The sequence below is a fragment of the Methylobacterium sp. 22177 genome (assembly GCF_052045615.1).
GTDB classification, from domain to species: domain Bacteria; phylum Pseudomonadota; class Alphaproteobacteria; order Rhizobiales; family Beijerinckiaceae; genus Methylobacterium; species Methylobacterium radiotolerans.
In genome coordinates this window covers 109,071-125,178 of the sequence record NZ_JBQEPK010000015.1, presented here as the reverse complement: position 1 = coordinate 125,178, position 16,108 = coordinate 109,071, and the positions used below count along the sequence as shown (strand labels likewise).

General features: G+C 70.1%; 15 protein-coding genes. 1 reads left to right on the top strand and 14 read right to left on the bottom strand.

The window, feature by feature from the left end:
• From ACTJK8_RS15905 to ACTJK8_RS15885, 5 genes are all read right to left on the bottom strand, one after another.
• Positions 1 to 1,196 (bottom strand): aspartate aminotransferase family protein (locus tag ACTJK8_RS15905; RefSeq protein WP_440762169.1); only part of this gene is annotated, 1,196 nt, incomplete at its 3' end.
• Entirely contained in the window at positions 1,196 to 2,953 is a 1,758-nt protein-coding gene (locus ACTJK8_RS15900; protein WP_287079447.1) for an ABC transporter ATP-binding protein, read from the bottom strand. The genes ACTJK8_RS15900 and ACTJK8_RS15905, both read right to left, overlap by 1 nt.
• An 11-nt stretch (positions 2,954 to 2,964) precedes the next feature.
• Positions 2,965 to 3,804: an ABC transporter permease gene (locus ACTJK8_RS15895; RefSeq protein WP_012320163.1), complete on the bottom strand. Its 840-nt coding sequence runs from the start codon at positions 3,802 to 3,804 to the stop codon at positions 2,965 to 2,967.
• The gene (locus ACTJK8_RS15890; protein ID WP_440762168.1) at positions 3,801 to 4,772 is read right to left on the bottom strand and encodes an ABC transporter permease; all 972 of its coding nucleotides are present in this window, start codon (positions 4,770 to 4,772) and stop codon (positions 3,801 to 3,803) included. The genes ACTJK8_RS15895 and ACTJK8_RS15890 overlap by 4 nt, the downstream gene beginning before the upstream one ends.
• A gap of 118 nt (positions 4,773 to 4,890) precedes the next feature.
• Complete coding sequence (locus ACTJK8_RS15885) at positions 4,891 to 6,444, bottom strand: ABC transporter substrate-binding protein (protein WP_058607669.1); 1,554 nt, start codon at positions 6,442 to 6,444, stop codon at positions 4,891 to 4,893.
• A gap of 1,012 nt (positions 6,445 to 7,456) precedes the next feature.
• On the opposite strand from ACTJK8_RS15885, the gene ACTJK8_RS15880 reads away from it, so the two are divergent.
• Positions 7,457 to 8,707, top strand: a complete 1,251-nt coding sequence (locus ACTJK8_RS15880; protein ID WP_440762167.1) for a flavin-containing monooxygenase — start codon at positions 7,457 to 7,459, stop codon at positions 8,705 to 8,707.
• Positions 8,708 to 8,776: 69 nt separating this feature from the next.
• Here the strand turns inward: ACTJK8_RS15880 and ACTJK8_RS15875 are convergent, their stop codons facing one another.
• The 9 genes from ACTJK8_RS15875 to ACTJK8_RS15835 form a co-directional block, all read right to left on the bottom strand.
• Positions 8,777 to 9,709: a 2-hydroxyacid dehydrogenase gene (locus ACTJK8_RS15875; protein ID WP_029358611.1), complete on the bottom strand. Its 933-nt coding sequence runs from the start codon at positions 9,707 to 9,709 to the stop codon at positions 8,777 to 8,779.
• Complete coding sequence (locus ACTJK8_RS15870; protein ID WP_127992685.1) at positions 9,706 to 10,161, bottom strand: type II 3-dehydroquinate dehydratase; 456 nt, start codon at positions 10,159 to 10,161, stop codon at positions 9,706 to 9,708. The genes ACTJK8_RS15875 and ACTJK8_RS15870 overlap by 4 nt, the downstream gene beginning before the upstream one ends.
• Positions 10,162 to 10,222: 61 nt before the next feature.
• Positions 10,223 to 11,170 carry a LysR family transcriptional regulator gene (locus ACTJK8_RS15865; RefSeq protein ID WP_012320169.1) on the bottom strand — a complete coding sequence of 316 codons (948 nt, stop codon included), beginning with the start codon at positions 11,168 to 11,170 and terminating at the stop codon, positions 10,223 to 10,225.
• Positions 11,171 to 11,229: 59 nt separating this feature from the next.
• Positions 11,230 to 11,904: a DUF1028 domain-containing protein gene (locus tag ACTJK8_RS15860; protein WP_058607672.1), complete on the bottom strand. Its 675-nt coding sequence runs from the start codon at positions 11,902 to 11,904 to the stop codon at positions 11,230 to 11,232.
• A complete protein-coding gene (locus tag ACTJK8_RS15855) occupies positions 11,901 to 12,323 on the bottom strand; it encodes a RidA family protein (RefSeq protein ID WP_024829447.1) in 423 nt (140 codons plus the stop codon). The genes ACTJK8_RS15860 and ACTJK8_RS15855 overlap by 4 nt, the downstream gene beginning before the upstream one ends.
• Before the next feature lie 281 nt (positions 12,324 to 12,604).
• Positions 12,605 to 13,213 carry a glutathione S-transferase N-terminal domain-containing protein gene (locus ACTJK8_RS15850; protein ID WP_029358608.1) on the bottom strand — a complete coding sequence of 203 codons (609 nt, stop codon included), beginning with the start codon at positions 13,211 to 13,213 and terminating at the stop codon, positions 12,605 to 12,607.
• Positions 13,210 to 14,436, bottom strand: a complete 1,227-nt coding sequence (locus ACTJK8_RS15845; protein ID WP_440762166.1) for an ABC transporter ATP-binding protein — start codon at positions 14,434 to 14,436, stop codon at positions 13,210 to 13,212. Before ACTJK8_RS15845 ends, ACTJK8_RS15850 begins: the two co-directional genes overlap by 4 nt.
• Positions 14,417 to 15,235, bottom strand: coding sequence for an ABC transporter permease (locus ACTJK8_RS15840; protein WP_012320174.1), 819 nt, complete (start codon positions 15,233 to 15,235; stop codon positions 14,417 to 14,419). Before ACTJK8_RS15840 ends, ACTJK8_RS15845 begins: the two co-directional genes overlap by 20 nt.
• On the bottom strand, positions 15,235 to 16,098 hold the full coding sequence (locus ACTJK8_RS15835; RefSeq protein ID WP_440762165.1) for an ABC transporter permease: 864 nt from the start codon (positions 16,096 to 16,098) through the stop codon (positions 15,235 to 15,237). Before ACTJK8_RS15835 ends, ACTJK8_RS15840 begins: the two co-directional genes overlap by 1 nt.
• Positions 16,099 to 16,108 lie beyond the last annotated feature (10 nt).

Sequence of the window (16,108 nt, the reverse complement as noted above, 5' to 3'; positions counted from 1 at the left end):
CCGGCCGCGCCGGGCTTCGCGCCGGGTGCCGTCGCGGGCTTCAGCTCGAGGGCCCCGATCAGGCCGACGCCGCGCCACGTCTTCACCAGGGGGTGCTCGGCGAGCCCCACCAGCCGCTCGAGGAAGAGCGGGCTGAGGCGCCGGCAATTGCCCACGAGGTCGCGCTCCTCGATGATCCAGATGTTCTCCAGGCCCACCGCGGTGGCGACGGGATGGCCCGAGGCCGTGTAGCCGTGGCCGAGCACGCCGAGCCGGGCGGATTCGTCGGCGATCGGCTCGTAGAAGTTCGCGTTCATCAGGATCGCCGAGAGGGGCATGTACGAGGAGGAGATCTGCTTCGAGAGCACCATCACGTCCGGCTCGATGCCGAAGGTCTCGCAGCCGAACATCGCCCCCGTGCGCCCGAAGCCGCAGATCACCTCGTCGGCCACCAGCAGCACGTCGTAGCGGCGCAGCACCGCCTGGATCTCCGCCCAGTAGTTCTCCGGCGGGACGTAGACCCCGCCCGAGGCCATCACCGGCTCGCCGAAGAAGGCCGCCACGGTGTCCGGCCCCTCGGCCAGGATCAGCTTCTCGAGCTCGTCCGCCATGCGTCGGGAGAACGCGGCCTCGCTCTCGCCCGGCAGGGCCGACCCGGCGTAGTCGGGGCAGGAGACGTGCCGCATCCGGTCGAGCGGCAGGTCGAAGCTCTCGTGGTTGCGCGGAAGGCCGGTGATCGAGCCCGCCGCGATGGTGACGCCGTGATAGCCCTTCAGGCGGCCGATGATCTTCTTCTTCTCCGGCTTGCCCAGCGCGTTCGAGCGGTACCACGCCAGCTTGACGACGAGGTCGTTGGCCTCGGACCCGGAGGAGGTGAAGTGCACCTTCGACATCGGGACCGGCGCCAGGCTGATCAGCTTCTCGGCGAGGTCGACCGAGGGGCCGTGCGTCTTGTGCGCGAAGATGTGGTAGTACGAGAGCTGGTCCATCTGCCGCTTGGCGGCGTCCGACAGGCGCCGCTCGCCGAAGCCCACGGCGACCGACCAGAGACCCGCCAGCCCCTCGATGTAGCGTCGGCCGGCATTGTCGTAGACGTAGATCCCCTCCCCCCGCTCGATCACGAGCGCACCGGTCTTGTCGTAGTTGCGCAGGTCGACCAGCGGATGGAGCTGGTAGGCGATGTCGCGCGCCTCGACGGAGTTAGGCATGAAGGTCATCAGACGGGTGTCCTGATCGCGGCCGGAAGGGGAACGGGGGCAAGGGAAACGGAGGCGAGGGAGACGGAGGCAGAGGGCGCGGAAGCGGGCGCCTCCGGCGGCGTCGTGCGCGGTCTGCGGCCGGGGATCGCCGCCACGAGGCTGCGCGTGTAGGGCTCGCGCGGGTTCGAGAAGATCTCGGGCCCCGGCCCGATCTCCACGACGGCGCCCTTCTCCATCACCATCACGCGGTCGCAGATCTTGGCCGCCACCCGCAGGTCGTGGGTGATGAACAGGAGCGAGAGGTGCAGCTCCCGCTTCAATTCGTCGAGGAGGTCGAGGATCTGGGCCTGGATCGAGACGTCGAGGGCGCTGACCGCCTCGTCGGCCACGATGATCTCGGGCTTGAGCGCCAGGGCCCGGGCGATGCCGATGCGCTGGCGCTGCCCCCCGGAGAACTCGTGGGGGTAGCGGTCCGCCGCCGAGGCATCGAGGCCGACGCGCTCGAGGAGCGCGGACGCGGCCTTCAGGGCGGTCCCGACATCCTCGCCGTAGGCGATCGGGCCGTCGGCGATGGCCCGCCCGACGCGCACCCGCGGGTTCAGCGAACCGTAGGGATCCTGGAAGACCATCTGGATCCGCCGCCGCGCCTGCCGCAGGGCCTCGCCCGACAGGCCGGCCATGTCGATGCCGCCGAGGCGCACCCGTCCCCCGTCCGGGTCCTGGAGCCGCACGAGGCACCGCCCCACCGAGGACTTGCCCGATCCGCTCTCGCCGACGATGCCCAGGGTCTCGCCGCGGCCGAGGGTGAACGTGACGTCGCGCACCGCCGCGACCGTCCGGGGCGCCCGGAACAGGCCGCCGCCGAGCGTGTAGCTCTTGGTCAGACCCTCGACGTCGAGGACCGAGTCCCGAGGCGCCGCCCGCGCCGCCCGGCCGGCCCCGGCCTCCATGTCGGGGATCGCGGCGATCAGCTTGGCGGTATAGGGGTGCTGCGGCCGCTCGAGGACGTCCGCGGCGCGGCCCTCCTCGACGATCCGGCCGTGCTGCATCACCGCCACCCGGTCGGCGATCTCGGCGACCACGCCGAAATCGTGGGTGATGAACATCACCGCCATGCCGCGCCGGGCCTGGAGATCGCGGATCAGGCGCAGGATCTGCGCCTGCGTGGTGACGTCGAGGGCCGTGGTCGGCTCGTCGGCGATCAGCACCTGCGGTTCGAGGGCCAGCGCCATAGCGATCATCACGCGCTGCCGCTGGCCGCCCGAGAGCTGGAACGGGTACGCGGCGGCGGCGCGCGCCGGGTCGGGCAGGCCGACCTCGGCCAGCAGTTCGAGGGCCCGGCTCCGGCGCGTCCGGGGCGTCAGCAGGCCGTGCGCGGCGAAGACCTCGGCGATCTGCGCCTCGATCCGCATCAGCGGGTTGAGGGCCGTCATCGGCTCCTGGAAGATCATCGCGATGCGCCGCCCGCGCACCGCGTAGAGCTCCGCCTCGTCGAGGGTGAGCAGGTCGGTCCCGCCGAGGAGGATCCGGCCGCCGACCGGCTGCACCGTCTCCGGCAGAAGGCCCATCGCGGCGTTGGCCGACATCGACTTGCCCGAGCCGCTCTCGCCGACGATGCAGAGGATCTCGCCGGCCCTCAGCGTGAGGCTGACCCGGTCGACGGCGTAGGGGCGGTCCGCGCCGGACGGCAGGGCGACGGCGAGCTTCTCGACGACGAGGACCGGCTCGCCGGCGGCGTGGTTTTGGGGCGCGTGGTTTCGGGGGGCGACGGTCATGGCTGCGCCCCTCATCGCGTCCTGCGCGACAGGCGCGGGTTGAGGGCGTCGTTCAGCCCCTCGCCGACGAGGTTCAGGGCGAGCACCGTCAGGAGGATCGCGACGCCGGGGAAGAGACTCACCCACCAGGCCTGCCGGATCACCGTGCGCCCGGCGCCGATGACGTAGCCCCACGACATGATGTTGGGGTCGCCGAGCCCCATGAACGACAGGGCGCTCTCCAGCAGGATGGCGGCCGCCACCATCATGGTCCCGAGGACGATGACCGGCGAGAGCGTGTTGGGCAGGATCTGCCGCAGGATGATCGGGCCGCTGCGCTGGCCCGACAGCACCGCGGCCTGCACGAATTCCCGCCCGCGCAGCGCCATCACCTCGCCGCGCAGGAGCCGGGCCACCGGCGGCCAGCTCACGATCGCGATGGCCGTGACGATCGAGACGAGGCTCGGCCGGAAGATCGCCACCAGCACCACCGCCAGGGCGAAGTTCGGCACGCTCTGGAAGAACTCGGTGAAGCGCATCAGCAGGTCGTCGACCCGGCCACCGAAGTAGCCCGCGACGGCCCCGATCGGGATGCCGATCAGCAGGGCCGCGAGGGTCGAGACGAAGCCGACCAGCAGCGACACCCCGGCCCCGTGGGCCACCGCGGAGGCGATATCCCGGCCCATCGTGTCGGTGCCCAGCGGGTAGCCGCCGTTGGTGAAGGGCGGCAGGAACGGGCGCTGCACCATCGCCCAGGGGGAGCGCGGGTAGAGCGCCGGCGCCGCGATCGCCAGGACGAGCACCAGGACGAGGATGACGATTCCCACCACCGCGCCGCGGTTGCGGGCGTATCGGGCCCAGAACGCCGTCATGCCGCAGCTCCGATACGGGGATCCACCAGCCGGTAGAGGATGTCGGTGATGAGGTTGAAGGCCAGCACCATCGCGGCGGAGACGACGAAGATGCCGAGGAGGAGGTTGTAGTCGCGCTGCTCGAGGGCCTCGAACATCAGCCGGCCGATGCCCGGCCACGCGAAGACGGTCTCGATCAGCACGGCGCCGCCGACGAGTTGCCCCGCCTGGAGGCCGGCCAGCGTCACCACCGGGAGGATGGCGTTGCGCAGGATGTGGCGGACCAGCACGACGCGGGGGCGCAAACCCTTGGCGCGGGCGGTCCGCACGAAATCGAGGCGGCTCACCTCCAGCACGGAGGCCCGGGTCATGCGGGCGTAGACCGCCATGAAGAACAGGCCGAGCGTCAGGGCCGGCAGGACGAGGTGGTGGAGGATGTCGGCCGCCCGTTCGAGGCCGCTGTAGCCCGAGCCAACGCTCTCGTAGCCGAAGCCCGGAAACCAGCCGAGCTGCACCGAGAACAGCAGCACCGCCATCAGCGCCAGCCAGAACAGCGGCGTGGCGTAGAACAGGAGGGCGAGGGTCGAGATGACCGAGTCGGAGACCTTGCCCTGGCGCGAGGCCGCCAGCGCCCCCGCCGCCACGCCGAGGACGAGGGAGATCAGGAAGGCCGAGCCCGACAGGAGCAGGGTGGCGGGCAGCCGGTCGGTGATCAGGTCGATCACCGGCATGCCCTGGCGGTAGGAATAGCCGAAGTCGAGCCGCAGGACGTTCGCGAGGTAGGTCAGGAGCTGGATCGGGAGCGGCCGATCGAGGCCGAAGCGCTCGCGCAACTGCTGCAGGAAGGCGGCGTCGGCATCGCCGGCCTCGCCCGCCATCACCGAGGCCGGATCCCCCGGCGCCGCGTGGATGAGCGCGAAGTTGAGGATGACGATCCCGACCAGGATGAGCGCCATCTTGCCCAGGCGCGAGGCGATGAAGCGGGGCATGACGGGTATGGTCCTCCGCGCGCGGGAGCCCCGCCGGAACGGCCGGCGGCTCGGGGTCGGACGGGGCCCCGCGATCGGGGCCGCTGGATGAGGCGTCGTGCGGGCCGGTCCGGCGCCGTCAGCGCTTGATCCACGTGTCGCGCAGCGAGTCGTTGAGACCGTTGGCGGTGGTGATCAGGTCCTGGACGTTGCACCGGTAGATGACCGGGAAGCGCAGATCGAGCAGCCACGCCACGGGCACGTCGGCCTGAACCGCCTTCTGGACCTCGTCGTAGAGATCCTGGCGCTTCTCGGCCGGCGTCGCCAGCGCCGCCTTGGCGAACAGCGCGTCCACGGTCGGGTTCGAGTAACCCTCGACGTTGTTCCAGGGATTGCCCTTGGAGATCTGCGAGGTGATGTAGTTCCGCTCGACGCCGAGGGCCGGGTCGCCGTTCTGGAACAGGAAGGTGAAGGCCATGTCGTAGTCCCATTGGGACACGCGCTGGTTCCAGCCCGCCACGTCGGTGGCCTGGATCTCGACGGGGATGCCGACCTCGCCGAGATTCTGCTTCACCGCCTCCGCCCAGCGCTGCCACGTCTCGCCGTAGGGAAGCGGCAGCAGCTTCAGCGGCTTGCCGTCGTAGTGCATCTCGGCGAGCAGCGCCTTCGCCTTCTTCGGATCGTGCGGATACTGCGGCTGGACGGACTTGTAGAACGGCGTCGTCCCGGCGATCGGACCGGTGGCGACCTTGCCGATCCCGTTCCACAGGACGTCGAGGGCGAACTGCCGGTCCATGGCGTACATGACCGCCTGGCGGAACCGCACGTCGTTCATCGGCGGCTTCCGGTTGTTGAGCCAGAGAAACGACAGGGGCGAGTCGAACTCCTGACCCTTCTGCGAGACGCAGGTGTTCTTCAGGGCCGTCAGCCGCGGCACGTCGAAATTCTCGACCGACCCGCCCGGCAGCACGTCGACCTTGCCGGTCTCGTAGGCAACGGCGCGCGAGGCGCCGTCCGGGATGACGTGATAGTAGATGTCCTGAAGATACGGCTTGCCCGCGAGATAGTAAGCCTCGTTCTTCACGAGGTGGATCGCGCTCCCCTTCCGCCAGCTCTCGAACTTGAACGGCCCGGTGCCGATCGGCCTGTCGTTCGCCGGGTTGGAGGCGTAGTCGGTACCCGCGTAGATATGTTTGGGCACCATCGGCATCACCCAGAAGGCGAAGCTGCGGATGAAGGGCTCGAAGGGCTCCTTGAGGGTGAAGACCACCGTGTGATCGTCCGGCGCACCGACATCGGCCACACGCGTCATCGTGTTCCTGTGACGCGGCTGCGTCTTCATCAGGAATTCGTTGACCGAGAACAGGACATCCGCGGAGCTGAATGGCTTTCCATCGTGCCACGTCACGCCTTGATTGAGGTGGAACGTGTAACGCAGTCCGTCAGGGGAGATATCCCAGCTCTTCGCGAGGGACGGCAGCGGCTTGAGCTTGTCGTCGTAGCGCAGCAATCCTTCGTAGATCTGCCCGGCTACGAGCTGCGTCGGCGCGTTGGTCACGAGACCGAGCATCAGGCTGGGCGGTTCCGGCTGAACGATCAGGTTGGCGCGACCGCCCGAGACGGGCTGCGCCTGTCCGACAGATGGCACCGCGAGAGCCGATATCGTGAGCAAGGCTCGAAGAATGTTCGACATGGAAGCTCCGTACACTGCCACGACATGCGCGGAAAAATCGAACCCGTGAAAACCCTATTCGCTCTGATCTTGTCGTGCTCGAGATCTACTCTTCGCCGCCCGAAGGCCGGCGGCCTGACCCGAACGGGTGGGCGAGGCTGTCCCGCCCCCGGCGGCGCTCAGCGATATATCGGTATATCAGTTCCGAATCAGTGATTTGTCAAACCGAGGCCGCGGAAAAAGACGTCACGCGGCGCCTCATTGTGCGTCACGGTCGCTCAAATATTGAGCCCGCAGGCTGGTGTGTTCAGGCGGGATCTATTCACTCTGAACCGCGCGGGAGACCAGCGGCACCTGCTCGGTTCGGGCCCGCACCCCTGTCGGGGACGGACCCGTCCCTCACAGCATCCGGAGTCGACAGGAAGGGACATTCGCATCCGGCAATGCGTGCCGGGCCGAGGTCTGCTTGGGAGCTGCCGGGGGCGACCGGCGAACCGCCCGATGGGCGCGGAGCAGCCGGCTGATCCTGGCCGATACCGGTCTGTTCGCTGCGACGCCCGACCGTGAGCGAGTGGATGCTCGCTTGGCCCAGGCGCGAGTTGGAGAGTGCCCGAGAGGGGATCTTCGGAAGAACCGCATCCCGTCTCTAGGATCGAATGGGGCGCGGCGGATCGGCAGAGGCCGTCGCCGTCCTGGGTGCTCGCGAGCGGACGCGGTGAGATGAGGGCGTTCGGACTTTGCCGTGCGATCATCCGCTTTCGGCGACCGATCGGGGTCGGTTGCCTCGGGATCTCAGCGCGCGAGCCCGCGCCGGCAGGACGACCGCGCACCGCAGACGTGAGCTCGGATGAGCAATTCGCATTTTCCGAAGCACACCATACGATAATCGTACTTCTCATCTGCGGCCCGTTCCAGCAGACCCGGCTCACCAATCACCGTCGCCGACCCCGCGTACAGCAGGTCCAATCCGGCCGGTTCCGACGCCGCCGGCGGATCTCGTGATTGAAGAGTCTGCGAGCTTTCGGGAGCTGACATGGCAGTCGAAACCACCGACACCCTGGTCGTGGGAGCGGGCCAGTCGGGTATCGCGATGAGCGAGCATCTCAGCGCATTGAAGATCCCGCACATCGTGCTGGAGCGGAGCCGTATCGCGGAGAACTGGAGCTCCATGCGCTGGGACTCGCTCGTGGCGAACGGGCCGGCGTGGCACGACCGCTTCCCGAACCTAGAGTTCGAGGATGTGCATCCGGACGCTTTTCCGGGCAAAGATCGCGTCGCGAGATACTTCAACGATTACGCCGCGATGATCGAGGCTCCCATACGGACCGGCGTGGAGGTCAGGCTCGTCAGGCACAGCCAGGGTCGCCCCGGCTACACCGTGACGACGTCGGACGGCATCTTCGAGGCGCGGCGCGTCGTTGCCGCGACCGGGCCGTTCCAAGTGCCCTCGTTCCCGGACATCGTTCCCGGGGACGCGGCGGTCCATCAGTTACACTCCTCAGCGTACAAGAATCCGGGCCAGCTGGCGGACGGCGCCGTGCTGGTCGTCGGATGCGGCGCGTCCGGCTCGCAGATCGCGGAGGAGCTCTGCAAGGCTGGACGGCGAGTCTACTTGTCCGTGGGCGAGCACTACCGGCCGCCCCGCGCCTATCGCCAGCGGGATTACTGCTGGTGGCTGGGCGCGCTCGGCCTCTGGGACGAAGTCAAGTCGAAGCGCAAGAAGCGCCACGTCGCCTTCGCGGTGAGCGGCTACGAGGGCGGCCGGACCGTCGATTTCCGGCGCCTGGCGCATATGGGCGTCACGCTGGTCGGCGTGACCCGCGCTTACGAGAACGGCACGCTCCACTTCGCGGACGACCTCGTGCGGAACATCGCCGAGGGCGACGAGGCCTATTTCGAGGTCCTGCGGGACGCCGACGCCTATATCGCGCGCAAGGGCATGGACCTGCCGCCCGAGCCCGAGGCGTGGCAGCGCTACGAGGACCCGGACTGCCTCAAGGAGCCGATCCTCAGCCTCGACTTGGGCAGAGCCGGCATCGGCACCATCCTGTGGGCGACCGGCTTCCGGTACGATTTCAGCTGGCTCGACGTCGACGCGTTCGACGAGCAGGGCATGCCCCTGCACAAGCGCGGCGTCTCCGCGGAGAACGGCATCTACTTCCTCGGCCTGCCCGACCTGACCAACCGCGCCTCCGCCTTCATCTACGGCTGCTGGCAGGACGCGAAGCACATCGCCGACCACATCGTCATCCAGCGCAACTACGACGCCTATACCCGGGCCTGACGGGCCGGAACCGGGCCGGAGCCGCCGCAGGAAACGGCCGTCGGCCGTGAGATCTCCCGTGCCAGCCTCTCAGTAGCCCCGCGTCAGGTCCACGCGGTGCTCGGGCGCGCGGCCCGCGCGCACCCGGTGGATGTTCTCGGCGATCTGCCGGGCCGCGGAGGCGGGGATCGCCACCGAGGCGAGGTGCGGCGTGACGAGGACGCTCTCCATCCCCCAGAGCGGGTGCCCCGCCGCGAGCGGCTCGGTCTCGAACACGTCGAGCGTCGCCCCACCGAGGTGGCCGGCCGCCAGAGCCGCAACGAGCGCCGCCTCGTCGATCACGGCCCCGCGCGACACGTTGATGAGCGCGGCGCCCCGCGGCAGCGCAGCGATCTCGGCCGCTCCGACCAGGCGCCGGGTCTCAGGGGTCAGCGGCAGCATCACCACCAGGATCTCGCTCCGCGCGAGAAACGGGATCAGCGCGTCCGGTCCCGCGTGGCAGTCGACTCCGGGAAGCGCCTTCGGCGTGCGCGACCAGCCGGCGACGGAGAACCCCTGCCGCGCAAGTTCGAGCGCCGCCGCGCCGCCGAGCTCGCCGAGGCCCAGCACGCCGACCCGGATTTCCCGGGCCTCGCGCGGGTGGACGTAGTGCCAGCGGCCGGCCCGCTGGGCCGCCTCGAACGCCGGGATGTCGCGGGCGTAGCGCAGCACCGCGAACAGCACGTAGTGGGTCATCATCCGTGCCATCTCGGGGTCGGACAGGCGGGTGATCGGCACGTCGGGCAGGTCGTCCCGGCCGACGAGAGCGTCGGCGCCCGCGCCCAGGATGGTGACGAGCCGCAGGCCGGGATGCCGCGCGAAGAATCCGGCCGGCGGCTTCCAGACCAGCGCGTAGCGGACATCGTCCCCGGGCCCGATCTCGTCCGGCGTCCTGACGCGCACGTCCGGCAGCAGCGCCTCCAGCGCCGCGCGCCAGGGCTCGATCGGGTCGACGGCGCTCGCGAAGACCAGGGTCTCGGTCACGCGCGGGCCTCCCGCACCAAGGTGGCGAGGGCGGTGATGGCCAGCTCGTAGCCGAGGCCGCCGAGCCCCGCGACCACGCCGGTCGCCGCCCGCGAGACGTAGGAATGGTGACGGAAAGGCTCCCGCTTCCAGATGTTGCTCATGTGAGCCTCGACGATGGGTCCGGGAAAGGCCAGCAGCGCGTCGAGGATCGCCACGGAGGTGTAGGTGAGCCCGGCCGCGTTGATGACGAGGCCCGCGGCCGTCCCCCGCGCCTCCTGGATCCAATCCACGAGCACGCCCTCGTGGTTCGACTGCCGGAAGTCGAGGCCGACCCCGACGCTCTCGGCGTGCCGCTCGCAGCGCGCCTTGAGCGCGGGGAAGCTCTCCGTGCCATAGGTGCCGCTCGGGTCGAGCCCGTACAGGTTGGCGTTCGGGCCGTTCAGGAAGAGGATCGGGATCGGCGCGGTCATGGAGCTTTCCTTGGAGCTTTCCTGGGGCGTTCCTCGGGGGCTCGCTGCGCGGGGCACGACTTCAGCGCGGCACCCGCCGCTCGATGGCGGGCGCGACCATGCCGGGGATGTAGGCGTCCGAGATGAAGGCCCGGCAATGGGTCTCGAAGGCCTCCACGAGGCGCGAGCGGTTAAGCTGCTTCAGGCGCGCGAGGCCGATGCGCATCGGGCGATGCGTGCCGGCGAGCCGCACCCGCCGGAGCCGCTTCCCGTCGAGCGCGAGGTCGGAGCGCGGGCGCACGTTGAACAGGGTGTAGCCGTGGCCGTTGGCCACCATCGTGCGCACCACCTCCTGGTGGGCGGAGCGCGCGGCGATCTTCGGCTGCAAACCCTCGGCCATGAACAGGGCGAGGAAGTACTCGCGGCTCAGCGGCAGGTCGAGGAGGATCATCGGTTCGTCCACGATGTCGGTCATCGCGACGGCGGCCTGCTCCGCCAGCGGGTGCCCCTCCGCCACCAGGACGTGCGGCGGCAGGTCGACGAGCGGGGTGAAGTGGATGTCGTCCGGCACGTGCAGGTCGTAGGTCAGCACGACCTCGGTCTCGGAGCGGCGCAGGCCGACGATGAGCTGTTCCTGGTCGCCCTCGACGTAGCGGATCTGCGTGGCCGGGAAAGCGGTGGTGAAGGCGTGGGCGAGTTCGGGCACCAGCATCGGCGCGAGCGTCACCATGCAGCCGAGCGAGAGGGGCCCCCGCACCTGTCCCCCCGCCTCGGACGCCAGGGTGTAGAGGCCTTCGGCCTGCTCCACGAGGGCCTTGGCTTCGCGCAGCACCTCGCGGCCGATCGGCGTCAGCGTGAGCCCCTGCGCGTGGTGACGGACGAAGAGCTGCACGGAGAGTTCCCGCTCCAGATGCGCGATGGCCGTCGAGATCGAGGGCTGCGAGATGTGGATGCGCTCGGAAGCGAGCGTGATGCTGCCGGTCTGGCCGGCGGCGATGAAGTATTCGAGCTGGCGCAGGGTGAACCGCATTCGCTGCCTTCAGCGAGCGGCCGGCCCGACCTCGATGCCGCCTCGCGTCCCGTCCTCGATCATAGGTCGCCCGGGACTCCGTAACTCGGGGCCGAGACCGGGTCGAGGGCGCGGGTGACGTAGGCGTCCAGCTGCGGCCGGTATAGGTCCCACAGCGCGGCGAGGCCGGCAATCGGGCAATCCTCCGTCCAGTCGACGCGCAGGTCCGCGACGGGCCACGCGACCTCGCGCACGAGCACCAGGCCGGCCGACCGCACCGGGCCGGCCTCCCCGCCGGCGGCGAGGGCCGCCCGCATCGCGACGAGCAGACGATCGCCGAGATGGCCGGACGTGCCGAGGAAAGCCTCGACCATGGCGGCGGGCACGCGCGCGTCGGCCAGCAGGTTGCCGCCGCAGGCGACGTTCTCGGCGCGCGCCTCGGCCCAGGTCCCGAGCGCCTTGGGCCCGGAATGGATCGCCGTGCCGCCAGCCGCGTCCACGACGAGCACTTGGCGGTACGCCATCGGGCCGCCGGTCCGCCGCAGGACGGCGACGGTCTCCTCGGCGTCGGCGCCGAGCGCCATCAGGTCCAGGGCGCGCCGGCCGAGCCGCGGGTCGGTCACGTTCTGGCTCGCGACCGCGCCGATCCCCGCACGGGCATGGGCGCACCGCGCCGCGACGGCGGGTGAGGAGGACGAGACCGCGACGCCGAACATGCCGGTCGACGCGCAGCGCGCCACGATCGAGAACGTCATGCCGCCTCCGGGATGACCGCGATGGCGTCGATCTCGACCAGCCACTCGGGCCGGGCGAGCGCGGAGACGACGATCCCGGTCGACACCGGATGGACGCCCTTCAACCAGCGGCCGACCGTGCGGTAGACCGGCTCACGGTAGCGCGGGTCGACGAGGTAGATCGTGATCTTGCAGATGTGCTCGAGCCGCGATCCGGCCTCTTCCAGCAGCATCGCGATATTGGCCATCGCCTTCTCGGCCTGACCGGCGGCGTCGCCGATCGCGACGCTCTCGGAGCTGTCGAGGTCCTGACCGATCTGGCCGCGCACGAAGACCATCTGGCCCCGGGCCACCACGGTCTGGCAGAGATCGTTGTCGAGCTGCTGCTCCGGATAGGTGTCGCGGGTGTTGAAGGGACGGATCCGCTTGTGGACGGTCATCGGGTCGTTCCTACCTCGGGCAAGAGCGCAGGCTGCCTGTCGCCGTGGCGCAGAGGGGCGCCCCGAGATCAGGGCGGCCCGCCATGGCAGGCAGAGGGCACGCACCCGGCCGCGCGACGCGTCGGGATCGAACGGTGGCGCCCGCCTTCAGGCTTGAGCGCATTGAGGATAGCAATCCGGTCGGTCTCAACAACAAGCACTTGCTGGGGTCGTAGTTCGGAAAATCCGAAGCCGCCGAGGGCTCCGGGGGCGGGCGCGAGCGCCGCGTTCGAGGTCGCGCATCAATCCTCGGGCTTCGTGCGCTGCATCGACGGACGCCGCGCGAACGCCTCGTACCACGCGGCCGCAGCGGGCCGTCCGGTGCGCCAGCCGAGGTCGGGAAAGCGGAAATCGAGGTAGCCGAGGGCGCAGGCCGTGGCGACCGTGCCGATGTCGAGCGCGCCCGCAGGCCCGACGCGGGTCGCCTCGATCCGGTCGAGGGCGCCGGCGACCTTCGCGATCTGCCCCACCTCCCAGGCATCCCAGCGCGACGAGGCCGGCCGCATCACGCGCTCGTAGCGGAGCAGCAGCGCGGCATCGAGCAGCCCATCGGCGAGGGCTTGACGGGCGAGTGCGTCCCAACGGGCCTCCCCCTCCGGGAATAGGCGAGGACCGACGGAGCGCGCGTCGAGGTACTCGCAGATCACCCGGCTGTCGAACAGCGCGGTTCCATCGGCCAGCACCAGGGCCGGGATCTTGCCGAGCGGGTTGTGGCCCACCGTCTCGGGATTGCGTTCGGTCGGCGATGCCGTGACCGGAACGATTTCGATCGCCGCGGCCTGACCGGTCTCGTGGGCCAGGACCAGGACCTTGCGGACATAGGGCGAGGTTCGCGCGTAGAGGAGCTTCATCGGGCCGGATCGTCCTGTCCCGAGCCCGTCCGGCCCGAGGGTCCATTCGGGCTTCCCGGCTCGGCCGGGAAGGCGACGAGGCCTGCCTGCGGCACGAGCAGGGCCACCGGCGATCCGGGGGCGTAGGTGGCGAGCGCCCCGTGCCCCGGCATCCGCACCACCACCCGCCCGCCGCTCATAGGACCGGAACGGAGGTCGGCGTGCAGGTCGATATGCAGGTCGATGTGCGAGCCCTGGTAGACGAGGGCCGCGACCCGGGCCGGCAGGGTGCCGCTCTCGCCCGCCGGGCGCACGCCGAGGTGATCCGGCCGCACGAACACGTCGACCGCGGCGCCGGTCGCACAGTCCCGCAGGGTGTCGGCCTCGACCTCGCGGCGCAGGTCACCGATCGCGACCGTCGCGCGCTCGCCGGCCCGCGCTTCGAGGCGGCCGGGCAGGAGGTTCACGTCGCCGATGAAGCCCGCCACGAAGCGGTCCTGCGGGTGACGGTACACCTGATCCGGTGTGCCGATCTGCCGGACGCGACCGGCCGACATCACGACGATCCGGTCCGACATGCTCAGCGCCTCTCCCTGGTCGTGCGTGACGAAGACCGTCGTCACGCCGAGCCGGCGCTGGATCTCCTTCAGCTCGACCTGCATCGCCCCGCGCAAGTTCTTGTCGAGCGCCGAGAACGGCTCGTCGAGGAGCAGGACCTTCGGGCGGATGACGAGGGCGCGGGCGAGCGCGACGCGCTGCTGCTGCCCGCCGGAGAGTTGCCGGGGCGAGCGGTCCGCGAAGCCCGAGAGCTTCACGAGGGCGAGAACCTCCTCCACGCGCGCGGCGATCTCCCGTCTCGGCACGCCGCGCACGCGCAGACCGTAGCCGACGTTCTTCGCGACGCTCATGTGCGGGAACAGGGCGTAGTTCTGGAAGACGATGCCGACCTCGCGCTCGTAGGGCGGAGTGGCGGTCACGAGGTCGTCCCCGATGAAGATCTCGCCCGCATCCGCTTCCAGGAAGCCCGCCATCAGGTTGAGCAGGGTGGTCTTGCCGCAGCCCGAGGGTCCGAGCAGCGTCAGGAACTCGCCCTGCTCCACCTGCAGCCAGCTCTCCTCCAGCGCGGTGACCGCGCCGAAGCGCTTGACCACGCCGTCGAGGCGGACCGCCGGTCTTGCCCGGGGGGCCGCGGCTGTGCCGGGGAGGGTCGCCGGCGCGGTGAGATCAAGAGCCTTGCTCAACATTCAGAACCTTGCCGAGCCCGAGGAACGTGTTGGCGACAATCAGGGCGAGGGCCGTGACCGCGATGTAGATCACCGAGACGGCCGCGAGCGTCGGGTCCGCGAACTCGCGGACGTAGCCGTACATCGCCACCGGCAGGGTCTGGGTCGCCTGCCCCGTCACGAAGAGCGAGGCGGTGAACTCGTTGAAGGACAGGATCGCCGCGAACAGCCAGCCGCTGGCGAGGCCGGGCGCGAGGAGCGGCAGGGTCACGGTGGTGAGCACGCGGCCCGGCCGGGCGCCGAGGCTCGCGGCGGCCAGCTCCAGCCGCTCGTCGATGTTCTGCAGCGAGATGTAGACCGAGCGGATCACGAAGGGCAGCACCACCACGACGTGGGTGAGGACCACGACGGAGAAGCCCCGCGCCGCACCGATGCCGGTGGCCAGGACCAGGAGGCCGAGGCCGATGGTGAAGTGCGGCACGATCAGCGGCGAGAGCAGCACGCCCTCCAGCGCCGCCTTGAAGCGGAAAGCGTATCGCTTCAGGGCGATCGCGAAGCCGGTGCCCACGGCGAGCGCGAGCGTGGAGGCCCAGGCGGTGACGACGAGGCTGTTCCACAGGCCCGTCTGGAAATCCCGGTAGGTCAGGGCCCGGGTGAACCAGCGCGTCGAGTACTTGGCCGGCGGGAAGCTCAGGATCGCCCGGTCGTTGAACGCGGCGAGGGTCACCACGAAGGCCGGCAGCACGATGAAGGCGAGGATCAGCCCGACGAGGACCCTGCCGGAGATCCCGAGAAGCCGGGTGCGGAGGCCGCGGCGCATCAGTGGCCTCCGAGCGCTTCGAGCGGGCGGGCGCAGCGGCGCACGAGCCACATCGTTCCGAGCGCCAGGACCAGGCCGGCGAGGCTCAGGGACGCCGCGACCGGGAAATTGAAGGAGGACAGGCCGAGCTGGTAGACCAGCGTCGAGACGACCCCGACCTTTCCGCCGCCGATCACCTGGGGCGTCGCGAAGGCGCTGAACGTCCAGGCGAAGGCGGTGGTGAAGCCCGCCACCACGCCGGGCAACGACAGCGGCAGCGTCACGGTGAGGAACGTGCGCACCGGCCCGGCGCCGAGGCTCTGGGCCGCGCGCTCGTAGTCGCGGTCGATATGCGCGAGGGCCGCGGCCAGCATGATGACCATCACCGGCAGCGTGACGTGCACGAGGGCGATGATCACCCCGAGCTCGGTGAACATGAGCTGGATCGGCCGCTCGATCAGGCCGAGCTGGCGCAAGGTGGCGTTCACGAAGCCGGAATTGCCGAGCACCACCGTCCAGGCATAGGTGCGCACCACCTCGCCGAGGAAGAGCGGGGTCACCGCGACGATCAGGATGACGGACTTCAGCAGCAGCGAGCGGGTGCGCACCAGGGCGTAGGCGACGGGGTAGCCGACGACCAGGGTGATCAGCGCCGTCTCGAAGCAGATCAGCACCGTGTCGCGTAGCGCCCGGAGCACGATCGGGCGGCCGAGATCGGAGAAGTTCTCCAGCGTGAGCCCGCCGACGTCGAGGGAACCCGGCACGTAGGCGTGCAGGCTGTAGCGCAGGATCGCCGCCATGGCGGCCACGATCGCGGCGGCGACCAGCACCGCCGGCGTCACGAACAGCGGCAGGAAGGGCCGGCGGCGGATCGCGGGTGTCATGAGGCTTCCC

Coding starts and splice junctions, on each gene's coding strand:
- ACTJK8_RS15900 (WP_287079447.1), bottom strand. CDS start 2,953: ATGACCGTCGCCCCCCGAAACCACGCGCCCCAAAACCACGCCGCCGGC.
- ACTJK8_RS15845 (WP_440762166.1), bottom strand. CDS start 14,436: ATGTTGAGCAAGGCTCTTGATCTCACCGCGCCGGCGACCCTCCCCGGC.
- ACTJK8_RS15835 (WP_440762165.1), bottom strand. CDS start 16,098: ATGACACCCGCGATCCGCCGCCGGCCCTTCCTGCCGCTGTTCGTGACG.
- ACTJK8_RS15870 (WP_127992685.1), bottom strand. CDS start 10,161: ATGACCGCGCCGATCCCGATCCTCTTCCTGAACGGCCCGAACGCCAAC.
- ACTJK8_RS15860 (WP_058607672.1), bottom strand. CDS start 11,904: ATGACGTTCTCGATCGTGGCGCGCTGCGCGTCGACCGGCATGTTCGGC.
- ACTJK8_RS15895 (WP_012320163.1), bottom strand. CDS start 3,804: ATGACGGCGTTCTGGGCCCGATACGCCCGCAACCGCGGCGCGGTGGTG.
- ACTJK8_RS15855 (WP_024829447.1), bottom strand. CDS start 12,323: ATGACCGTCCACAAGCGGATCCGTCCCTTCAACACCCGCGACACCTAT.
- ACTJK8_RS15865 (WP_012320169.1), bottom strand. CDS start 11,170: ATGCGGTTCACCCTGCGCCAGCTCGAATACTTCATCGCCGCCGGCCAG.
- ACTJK8_RS15850 (WP_029358608.1), bottom strand. CDS start 13,213: ATGAAGCTCCTCTACGCGCGAACCTCGCCCTATGTCCGCAAGGTCCTG.
- ACTJK8_RS15885 (WP_058607669.1), bottom strand. CDS start 6,444: ATGTCGAACATTCTTCGAGCCTTGCTCACGATATCGGCTCTCGCGGTG.
- ACTJK8_RS15890 (WP_440762168.1), bottom strand. CDS start 4,772: ATGCCCCGCTTCATCGCCTCGCGCCTGGGCAAGATGGCGCTCATCCTG.
- ACTJK8_RS15880 (WP_440762167.1), top strand. CDS start 7,457: ATGGCAGTCGAAACCACCGACACCCTGGTCGTGGGAGCGGGCCAGTCG.
- ACTJK8_RS15840 (WP_012320174.1), bottom strand. CDS start 15,235: ATGCGCCGCGGCCTCCGCACCCGGCTTCTCGGGATCTCCGGCAGGGTC.